This is a genomic window from Syntrophomonas sp. UBA5494 (assembly GCF_002426325.1).
In genome coordinates this window covers 8,160-18,530 of record NZ_DIPG01000060.1, presented here as the reverse complement: position 1 = coordinate 18,530, position 10,371 = coordinate 8,160, and the positions used below count along the sequence as shown (strand labels likewise).

The 10,371-nt window shown below is 46.8% G+C and carries 8 protein-coding genes; 3 read left to right on the top strand and 5 right to left on the bottom strand.

The genetic code is table 11. The features are described from left to right. On the top strand, positions 1 to 428 hold a 428-nt coding region (locus B3W37_RS07400), incomplete at its 5' end, for a hypothetical protein (RefSeq protein WP_483175233.1). Positions 429 to 659: 231 nt separating this feature from the next. Here the strand turns inward: B3W37_RS07400 and B3W37_RS07395 are convergent. Beyond that, positions 660 to 1,196 carry a hypothetical protein gene (locus B3W37_RS07395; protein WP_483175232.1) on the bottom strand — a complete coding sequence of 179 codons (537 nt, stop codon included), beginning with the start codon at positions 1,194 to 1,196 and terminating at the stop codon, positions 660 to 662. A gap of 82 nt (positions 1,197 to 1,278) precedes the next feature. Between B3W37_RS07395 and B3W37_RS07390 the strand changes: the two genes are divergently transcribed. Together B3W37_RS07390 and B3W37_RS07385 are read left to right on the top strand one after the other, a co-directional pair. Continuing rightward, positions 1,279 to 3,177 (top strand): beta-propeller domain-containing protein, encoded by a 1,899-nt coding sequence (locus B3W37_RS07390; protein ID WP_483175231.1) that lies wholly within the window; start codon positions 1,279 to 1,281, stop codon positions 3,175 to 3,177. Positions 3,178 to 3,256: 79 nt separating this feature from the next. Then, positions 3,257 to 4,591 (top strand): hemolysin family protein, encoded by a 1,335-nt coding sequence (locus B3W37_RS07385; RefSeq protein WP_483175230.1) that lies wholly within the window; start codon positions 3,257 to 3,259, stop codon positions 4,589 to 4,591. Between the two features lie 119 nt (positions 4,592 to 4,710). Here B3W37_RS07385 and B3W37_RS07380 read toward each other — a convergent pair whose 3' ends face one another. From B3W37_RS07380 to hisF, 4 genes are all read right to left on the bottom strand, one after another. Beyond that, positions 4,711 to 5,991, bottom strand: coding sequence for a DUF6612 family protein (locus B3W37_RS07380; RefSeq protein WP_483175229.1), 1,281 nt, complete (start codon positions 5,989 to 5,991; stop codon positions 4,711 to 4,713). Between the two features lie 115 nt (positions 5,992 to 6,106). Then, entirely contained in the window at positions 6,107 to 8,317 is a 2,211-nt protein-coding gene (locus tag B3W37_RS07375; protein WP_483175228.1) for a YcdB/YcdC domain-containing protein, read from the bottom strand. Positions 8,318 to 9,004: 687 nt separating this feature from the next. After that, on the bottom strand, positions 9,005 to 9,655 hold the full coding sequence (hisIE, locus tag B3W37_RS07370; protein ID WP_483175227.1) for a bifunctional phosphoribosyl-AMP cyclohydrolase/phosphoribosyl-ATP diphosphatase HisIE: 651 nt from the start codon (positions 9,653 to 9,655) through the stop codon (positions 9,005 to 9,007). After that, positions 9,652 to 10,371, bottom strand: a 720-nt coding sequence (hisF, locus tag B3W37_RS07365) for an imidazole glycerol phosphate synthase subunit HisF (protein ID WP_483175226.1), incomplete at its 5' end; no start/stop codon positions are given. The genes hisIE and hisF, both read right to left, overlap by 4 nt.

Below are 10,371 nucleotides of genomic sequence, written 5' to 3'. Positions count from 1 at the left end.
TCGAGTCCCTTCATCCGCACCATTTAACAAGCACAAAGCTGATAGAAGCAAAATCCCTTGATTTTAAGGCATTTGCGGACTATCGGCTTTTGTTTATTTTCAGAGAATTACCGTTCCAAGGTGGTTCAAAAAGAAAATCCCGAAAAAGTGAACCCAACCTGAAAACGCTAAATGCCTTAGCGTTCTCAACTCTTCCTATTGGATGTTCAAATAAGAAATGCCTATTTTTCAGCCCGAAACAAAGAAAAAGCCCGCGAAGCCGACGCCTCGCGGGTGTTGTTTTGGCAATTTCCGTACCGTCGCAGAAAAGAACTGCGAACGGCGTAAGAATTTCAAAAAACTGTTGCAATTTATCTTGTGATATGTTTCTATCTTCAATAGGTTTGTCCGCTCGTTCAAAATTGGGGCGTATGGGCGGACAGGTATAACCGCAAATACTTGATTGTAATATCCGATGCTTGTATCGCATTGATTACGCTTGGTTTCAGCGCATTATTCAGCTTTTTTGCGTCACCCGCCGCGTTGCTCACGCCCTTACAGACCGCCCGCACTTTCGGTGACGACGTATGGCGTCTTACGGCGATTGAGATAATGTTCTCGCTCGGCGCGGTTATCGGCGGGATATTGATTTCCATATGGGGAGGGTTTAAAAATAAGGCTCACACGATAGTTTTGGCCTGTATGGCGTTCGGGTTGACGTCGGTGCTGCTCGGGATAGTGCCGAATTTCTGGATATATTTGGGTATAATGTTCGCTTGCGGCGTTACAATGCCGATGTTCAACACGCCGAGTATGACATTAATGTAAACCAAAATTGAGCCGGACAAAATGGGACGCGTGTTTAGCGTTATGATTATGTTTTCCGGCGTAGCAATGCCGCTTGGAATGGTCGTGTTCGGGCCTCTGGGTGATACTGTCAGAATTGAGTGGCTGTTAATCACCACGGGTGTGATAAGTTTCGTCAGCGGGTTTTCGTTACTCAGGGCAAAGGCGTTGATAGAAATCGGAAAATCTTGATAGTTAACACAGCGACGGCTTGGGCGATGCCGCCGAAGCGGACTATGGGATTGCTGGCCACATACGTTGCCGAAAAGACGGCGCGTTTGACCTGTATGTGTGTAAAGCCTGTGATTAAACGTGAAAGGATAGCTTTCCAGCGGCGTATTAACAATAAAACAGTATATTAATATATACATAATCAAATGAAAAGGAAGTGGTTTGATAATGAAGTCTCAGCCTGCCAAATTTTTAATATTGGCCGCTTTAATCCTCTTATTAATGACAACCATAGGAATCTGCAGTCCGGCCAAAATTTCCGTCGCAGACAGCAATTCCAACCCGGTTCAGATTGAGCCTCTCCCTTGTGTTGGTTCGTTGGATAATTTGAAAGCCCTCTTAAAAGAAGCACAGGAATATAACACTTATTATCTGCAAGACACCGTATCGGCCCAGGCCGAAGGTCTTCTCAACCGGGTTCAGACCAAGTCGGATGCCTCTGCGCAGGATTCAGCCGATTATTCCGGAACCAATCTGCAGGTAGCGGGAGTGGATGAAGCCGACATAGTCAAAACGGATGGGAAATATATTTATCAGGTTGACCATACCGGCATAAACATCATTGAAGCCTATCCGGCTGAAAATATGAAGAAAATAGCTGCCATTGCATTTGACCAACCTAACTTTAACCCATCAGAAATATATGTAGATAAAACTCGTCTGATCGTATTGGGAAGTGCTCACCATACCGGACAGAAATTGCAACCAGCGGGCATAAAACCCTCCATATACCCTCCTTACCCCACCCGGGAAACTACCGGCGTAATGGTTTACGATATATCCAACAAAACTAAAATAACCAAACTCAGAACTCTCGAATTGGAAGGCCAATATGTATCTTCCCGCAAAATTGGCCATAACCTTTATCTGGTGGCTAACCGCCATATAGATTATTACATCCTGGAAAACGCCAATGCTGATGCTACTCCTGCCTATCGCGATACCGCAGCCGGCAGTGATTTTAAATCAGTTGATTATTCATCCATCCATTATTTTCCCGGTCATATAACTCCCAGTTACATGCTGGTGGCAGGAATTCGTTTGAATGACTCTTCCCGTCCGGCCGATATCCAAACTTTCCTGGGAGCCAGTGAAAATATATATGCCTCCGAAAATAACCTCTATGTAGCTGCCAGCAGCTTTAACGCTAATCCGATCCCCCTGCAAAAAAGTCCAACCTACCGGGATAGTTCTTCAACCCGGATATATCGTTTTGCCTTAAGCCAGGGAGCCATTAAGTACAACGGCCAGGGAGATGTGCCGGGCACCATAATAAACCAGTTCTCCATGGATGAAAATCAGGAGAGCCTGCGCATTGCCACTACCAGCGGCGATATGTGGCAAAATGAAAGATATACTTCCCAAAGCAATGTATATGTATTGGATCGGAATATGCAGATTAACGGACGACTGGAAGGAATAGCACCGGGCGAGAAAATATATTCCACCCGTTTTATGGGTTCCCGTTTATATATGGTAACCTTTAGAAATGTCGATCCGTTGTTTGTCATCGATTTAAAAAATGCTGCCGCGCCCCGCATACTGGGCAAATTAAAAATACCCGGCTACAGCAACTACCTGCACCCGTATGATGAAAACCATATTATCGGATTCGGAAAAGATACGGTGGAAGGCAAAGGATGGAACGACCAAAGCCAGGCCTATTATCAGGGTATGAAAGTTGCAATTTTCGATGTTACTGATGTAACTCATCCGGTGGAAATGGATCAGGAAATAATCGGCGACCGTGGTACAGATTCGGAACTGCTTAACAATCACAAGGCCCTGCTTTTCTCCCGGGAAAAAAATCTGCTGGCTTTTCCGGTTACTGTGGCTAAACTCAGTGATCCCAAGCAAGATATCACGGCTTATGGCAATTTTGCTTTCCAGGGTGCTTACATTTATAAAATTGATTTGACCGGCGGATTGCAACTGCGGGGCACCATCACCCATCTGACCCAGGATGATTATGCTCGGGCGGGTGATTATTGGTATAACGATGATAGTAACATAGAGCGCATACTTTATATAAACAATAATCTTTATACCATATCCAAGAACATGATAAAAGCATATGATTTATCCAACCTCCAAGAAATAAACACGGTGGCTTTGCCTTAAGAGACTTCAGGTGCAACAAAACAACCATTCCGGGGAATAATAATACAAACTTCAACCTTTTCCCTGGAGTGTGTTGTCAATGGAAGTATGGACAAATAGTCTGCTTAGCCTTTTCAAAATAATTATGGCCCTGCTCCTGGTAGCACTTAACGGTCTTTTCGTTACGGCCGAATTTGCCTTTGTCAGAGCCCGGCCCACCCGTATTGCACAGCTGGCGGCGGAAGGCAATCGTAAAGCTCATTTGGCGCGCCAATGTCTGGAAAATATTGATAATTATCTGTCTGTCAGCCAGCTCGGCATAACCCTGGCCAGCCTTGGTCTGGGCTGGCTGGGAGAACCGGCTATCGCCAGCCTGTTGACTCCCCTCCTGAACCGATGGGGGCTGACACCACCGGCTCTGGTCCATTCCATTTCCTTCATAGCAGCCTTTTCTATCATTACTTTTCTGCACGTGGTACTGGGGGAATTAACCCCCAAGACGCTGGCCATTCAACGAGCTGAAGCCTTGTCAATGACTCTGGCCCGCCCTATGCGTTTTTTCTTCTTTTTATTCTACCCCGGAGTAGTAGTATTAAATGGAACAGCCAACAAAGTAGCCATGCTTTTTGGCCTGCAGCCGGCCCATGAAGCTGATATTACCCACTCTGAGGAAGAACTGCGCATGCTCATCGCGGAAAGCTTTGAGGGGGGACAGATTAACCAGAGTGAACAGGAATTGCTGCAAAATGTTTTCCGTTTTGAAAAACGGGTAGCAGAAGAAATAATGGTTCCCCGGCCCGAAGTCGTGTTTTTATATGCCCAGGATAGTCTGGCCGAAAGCATCAACATAGCCCGCGAAGCCCAGCATACCCGTTTTCCCCTCTGTGATGGCAGCCCCGATCAGGTTACCGGCCTGATCCACATCAAAGACCTGCTTTATTTAGAAGACCAAAAAGCCAGCATAACCTCCATCCAGCGTGATATCCTGTTTGTGCCCGAGGGTATGCCCTTGGACGCTTTACTGCAGGAATTCCAGCGTTTCCACCAGCATATGGCAGTTGTAATCGACGAATACGGCGGAACTGCCGGCATCGTAACCATGGACAATATCCTGGAAGAACTGGTGGGTGAGATACAGGATGAATTTGATGAAGAAGAACCGGATGTAATAAAACTTAAAGACGGAAGCACCCTGGTAAGCGGAAGAATGTTTATAGATGAAGCGGTGGAATACTTCGGTCTTTCCTTTGAAGAAGATGATGAACAATACAGTACACTGGCCGGATATGTGCTGGGTAAACTAGCCAAAAAACCGGCCGAAGGCGATATTATTACGGTCGGAAAAACCAAACTGGAAGTTGTACGCATGCAGGGCATGCGTATCGACCGCCTCAAAATCCATTCCCTGGCTGGTGACGAACCCGAACCGGACTAACCAGCCCGGCATGGAAATAGGCTGCTTTATATAAGAATAAAAGCTGTACGTTGGTGCATTTTTCCATAAAGAAGCATCTGCCTGAGACAGATGCTTCTAAAGCTTTAATATGTTATTTCTTATTGGTTGGCATTGCCCATCTCAGCAGTCTGCTTGGCCATATAGTCACTCATGCTAATAGCTGAACTGACATCCGGTACGGAAAAGTCAATTCCAAAATCATATAGTTCATATTTAGCGTTTTGCTTGCTCTGCACAGACATTTCAACCGGATTCTTATTCTCGTCATCGATCTTCATAGTCAGGTCCATATTGGCATCTAAATCCAGGAATTGGGGCAGGAATGTTTTCTGATCTATCCACATCTGGTAGAACATATCCACCTGCATATTCTTAAATAACTCCTCTAAAGCAAGCGGGTTTTCAGCGTTAGCTGCTTCAGCCGGGGGATTAAAAACTTCGGGTACCTGTTTCATAAGTGATTGCAGGTAATTCTGGAAACTATCCGGACTCATGGTTATATTCAGGACCCAGTAATCCTTGCCGTCCTTATTGCCATCATTGCCATAGTTCAGTAACATACCGGATTCTTTCATCTTGGTAATGGAACTCATAACATCCTGACCTCCGGCCTGCTCCATCAGTGCTTTTATATCCAAACCCGGCACCTCTAATTTTATCCATCCGTCATAATCGGGCATGGTCATATACATTCCACTTTCATTTACTAGTACTTCGGCTTTTACGTTTTCTATTTTCTCGCTGCTGTCAGCCGACGCGCCTGATAATTGCTGCTTCATATACATTACCAGAGGTTTCTCCTGATAGGCACAATCAGCCTGAGTCTTCATGTTCATAGTTGTACCTTCGCTGCCGCTTTGCATACCGAGGGTCATATCCATATTGAGCTTCATTTTGTAAGTATTGGCATCGGCCAAGGCCTGGGAAGACTTGCCCAGCATCTCTTCGGCCGACATGTCATTACGTTTTTCCTGGTATTGAATAGCCACGGTTTGTGCGTCTTCCTGCCATAAAACCTGCGCTGACAGACTTTCACAAACAAAACGCAGGGGAACCAGCATCTCTCCGTCTTTCAATTCAGGAGCCCGTGGCATGGTACGGTCTTCCCCATTGTATGACGCAGCCAGACTGCCTTCCGTCATTTTAAGTATGTTGCCATTTTTATTGAGTTCTATCTGCTTATCCTGGATGGTTAAATCAGCCCCCAATGTTCTGGCTGCAACGCTTACCGGAATCATCGTAGTCCCGGCCTCAACCTGCGGAGCATAGGCCGGTTTATAAGCCTTGCCATTTACATCCAGATTAACTTCTGCCATGGCCGGAACCGCCATCATTAAGATAAACAACATGGTAACAAGAATGATAAGTCGTTTTTTCATTACCAAAACCCTCCTTAATATTTTATAAAACCATACGCATTATGGTGGCTAAATATGCCCCTCTTGCCATATTAGAGTAAAGCAGGTCAAACATCAACTGCTAACCGCCTTCATATTAATAACCTTCCGATACCCTGTAAGCCAGATGACCCGCTATAACAGCCATTTGGGCCCAGTTAACATTTTGCTGCGGGTACCAATAGCCGTTCTGGTCAGGGTTCATCAAGCCCAACCCATAGGCCAAGCCTACATAATTTTGCTTATCCGGGCTAATCCGGGCTTTGTCTTTAACCGGGGTTTCAATGTGATTGCTCATAAGAGCTATCTCCTGATAACCCAGGGAATTAATGAGCCACACCGCCAATTCCTCCCGGCTCATACTGCTTTGGGGATTGAATTTGCCTTCTCCCGGAATTATACCGCGCTTAACTGCCAACTTGAAGAAAGCCAGATCAGAGTCGTTGCTGCCGATATCACTTAGTTTAATTTCCACCGGTTGCTCTTCTCCATACCGCACCCAGGGGTTGGTGGCTATTACCAGCACTTTTAATATATCCCGGCGGCTTATTGTGTCTTCAGCGTTAAAGTCCTGGTTGGCTATTAATCCGTTTTCCTTCAGCAGGGAAAGGCCCGGGGCAGCCCAGTGTTGACTCCAGGCCGGCTTTGTGGTTGCGGTGATAATTTTCTCCCAGGAATTAACCGGTTCCCCGGTAAGAGCATTCAGCTGCACCTGGGGTATACGGTAGACGTGCAGACTCTCCCCGGTAGGCTGGTAATGCTCATCCATGGTAAACATATAACTCAATTGCAAAGGATTTTTCTCCAACACCTGGGACTTAAGTTCCTCCGGAGGTATTAGTTGAGACAAGCCGGGACACTGCACCGGACGCCACTCCCGGGAATAATCCATTATTTTTCCGCTTTTTCCATCTACCCCGACAGTTATGCCATCCCGCTCAAAGGGAATGCCATTCAGCAACCGTTGAAAGCGAAAATGGTAATAGGGACGTTCATCGATCCAATGTTCATTACGGTTTAAAATTACTGCACCCACCTTGTCAGGGTCATATTTATTAATCGCTTCCCGGGCTTTTACTAAAGCCTGACTATAACTTAAGTCAGCCGTACCGCTAATTTCAACTGATTCCTCCCGGAAACCCACCACCTGACCGGTAAACGCATTAACTTCAACCCGCAGGCGGTTGTTGCCTTCATCCACAGGGGCATATGACCAATGTTCGTCTTTAAATCCGGGACCGCTGCTGCTTCCCCCGCCGTTTTTGCGTATCTTGCCCTCATAACCCATGGATTTAAAAAATTCCTCGGCGGCTTTTCTGGCTATCTCGGGATCGACCATGGTATCGGTCCAGGCAGGTTCATTAATTGCCGGTCCCCCAAGCACCGGTTTAACATCGCCATCGTAAATCCCAAGTTCATCATTTTGCTTGACCTTCCCCCAGCTATCCACAAATTTACCTGTACGGGCATCGATAGCGGCAGCATCAATATCGACCTTATAAACAGGTATAATCTTTCCGCTGGTCTGCCCCTGGTTTCGTTCATAAGTGTAGTAAGGGACAAGTTCCAAATTATCTGCTAAAATCTGCTCGATTTTCTGGCGGGAGAGCAACTGTCCTTGGTCGGCAGTCTCAATCTTATGCCAGTTGCAATAGTAACGGGTAACTATGCCGGTGTAGGCGTCAACCCCTACATTGATACTGTCCCAGTCGACCGTTGTCCCGTTTACCACCCGTTTCCAGTTAAAATTGTAATATAAATTCATAGGGGTTTCCGGATAAGCCAGTCTGACTTCCTCTTCACTCAGTTTCAGCATGCCGTACTTATGCGGCTGGAACTTGAGCAAAAATTTGTTGGCCGCTTCGTAAGCCTGTTCCCGGGTTAGACTAATTTTCTTGTCCTTATAGAAAGCCGGATCGGGCCTATAGTTCATACCGCAAATATCTCCGCTCCGGGCATCAACGTTGCCGCTAATCTCGATCCCATTACCGAATAGCCAGCTTCTTTCGTTTGAACGTATAAGCCACATCGGATTATCATTACCGTCTTCCTGTAATTCTGCGGTTAATTTCTTACCCCGGGTAATATCGGGGAAAGCCTCGCCAAAGATTGCCAGGGCCTTCTCCTGGCTTATTATTTCATCTGACCCGGATATTACTGCTTCAGAACCTGTACCAGTTATTGTCCCCGTCCATGCAGGTGGCGTGCCCACCGGCACAGCTATTGGCTCGGCCCGGGCCAAGCCCGGTAAAAACGTAACCTGCATCAACACCGCCAGCAATACCACCAACCACTTTCGCTTTTCCACAAGTTTGCCTCCCATCTCCGCTCATTTATGGCAATTATACCATTAATAACTATACGTTTGTTTTATGTTTTTTCTTGCACGATTAGAACCAGAATTGATGAGGATTCAGGATATTCAGCCGGAAGGACGCTTAGATAATTCAACCCAGAAGGACACTGATTATCTATGATCAACACAGATCCTAATAAAAACAATAATACATAGAATTACCGGGGAACACTCAGCCCTGAGGCTTGCGATGAAGACATTCCCTGTTAAGAGTGTGTCCCCGTACCTTAAATCGTCGGGTCCGTAGAGCTGGCTACAAATATGAGATGTGCTTACGGAGGCCGGCGGTTAGGCATAGCCCGGGCGCGACTTGCGGAGGCGGTGAGAAACACCCGGCAAAATTGAGCGGTTGATGGGGTCGAGCAGCACGGATGCTGCTCGCGCGACTTTGAACACGGATGTGAATAGGAGCGGTGCCCCATCAACCGCGAAATGAGCCGCTGGTGTTTCCGTTGCCGGAGCATGGAGCAAACGGGCTATGCCTAACCGCCGGCCTCCGTATTCCGAGTATTTGCTGAAAGCGTTCTTAATATCCAACCCCGCATAACCTACCTCTATATATAAAAAAACCACGGCTCTGCGTCCGTGGTTTAGATAATTCAATTATGGCTGTATATTAATCGGGGCTGAAATTATCGTTTAGCGGCGGGATTTTAATTCGGCAAAAATATCCCCCGGTTCCACTCCCTGCTCTACCAGGAGAACCAGCAAATGATAGAATAAATCCGATACTTCATAAACTACTTCTTCCTTGACCCGGTTCTTGGAGGCTATAATGACTTCCGCTGATTCTTCGCCCACTTTTTTCAAAATCTTGTCTATGCCTTTGTCAAAAAGGTAAGTAGTATAATGGCCTTCCGGCATTTCCTGCTGCCGTGACTTTATCACATCATAAAGCTCATATAGTATTCCGGGACCTTCAGCATCTGCCTTGTATACCTGGTCCGGATCAAAAGCGGCGGGTTCGATTTCATTACCCTCCGCATCCCGGTAAAAGCAGGAATAATGACCGGTATGACAGGCAGCCCCGGTTTGTTCCACCTTGATCAGCAGAGTATCGGCATCACAGTCGTACAGGATTTGTTTAACCTTTTGCACATGGCCGGAAGTTTCCCCCTTCATCCACAGCTCCTGCCGGCTGCGGGAATAGAAACAGGTATGCCCGGTGGTCATAGTCTTTTGTAATGATTCCTGATTCATATAAGCCATCATTAAAACCTGTCCGCTCTGTACATCCTGAATAATGGCAGGGACCAGCCCCTGTTCATTAAATTTAATATTTTCTATCATAATCTAACTGCCACTCCTTTATCAGCTAAATATTGCTTGGCCTGTAAAACCGTATATTCCCGGTAATGAAATATGGAAGCACATAAAACCGCATCCGCTTTGCCCTGGGCAACCGCATCATACAAATGCTCCAGATTGCCGGCGCCTCCGGAGGCGATTACCGGAATATTGACCATTTCACTAATCGCCCGGGTTAGAGGGATATCATAGCCATCCTTGGTTCCGTCTTTATCCATGCTGGTCAACAGTATTTCTCCCGCCCCCAGGCTTTCAACCTTCCGGGCCCACTCCAAAGCATCCATGCCGGTCGGTGTCCTGCCGCCATTGATGAATACTTCCCACTGGCCGGGAGCTTTGGACCTTGCATCTATCGCCACTACTATACACTGGCTGCCGAATCTGCGCGCCCCCTCCTCAACCAGACCGGGGTCCTTGATCGCGGCCGAATTTATAGATATCTTGTCGGCCCCGGCTTTGAGTATGTTCCTGATATCATCCAGATTGCGGATACCTCCGCCTACAGCAAAAGGAATAAATACTTCCCGGGCCGTATTCCGGACCACCTCGATCATAGTGTTGCGGCCTTCCGAAGATGCGCTGATATCAAGGAAAACCAACTCGTCCGCACCTTCTTTATCATAGTATGCGGCCAGTTCCACCGGATCCCCGGCATCGCGCAAGTTCACAAAATTAATTCCTTTTACCACCCTGCCATT

Excerpts from the sequence above, each read along its gene's own strand:
- B3W37_RS07395 (WP_483175232.1), bottom strand. The coding sequence starts at position 1,196 with ATGTATATATTAATATACTGTTTTATTGTTAATACGCCGCTGGAAAGC.
- B3W37_RS07390 (WP_483175231.1), top strand. The coding sequence starts at position 1,279 with ATGACAACCATAGGAATCTGCAGTCCGGCCAAAATTTCCGTCGCAGAC.
- B3W37_RS07385 (WP_483175230.1), top strand. The coding sequence starts at position 3,257 with ATGGAAGTATGGACAAATAGTCTGCTTAGCCTTTTCAAAATAATTATG.
- B3W37_RS07380 (WP_483175229.1), bottom strand. The coding sequence starts at position 5,991 with ATGAAAAAACGACTTATCATTCTTGTTACCATGTTGTTTATCTTAATG.
- hisIE (WP_483175227.1), bottom strand. The coding sequence starts at position 9,655 with ATGATAGAAAATATTAAATTTAATGAACAGGGGCTGGTCCCTGCCATT.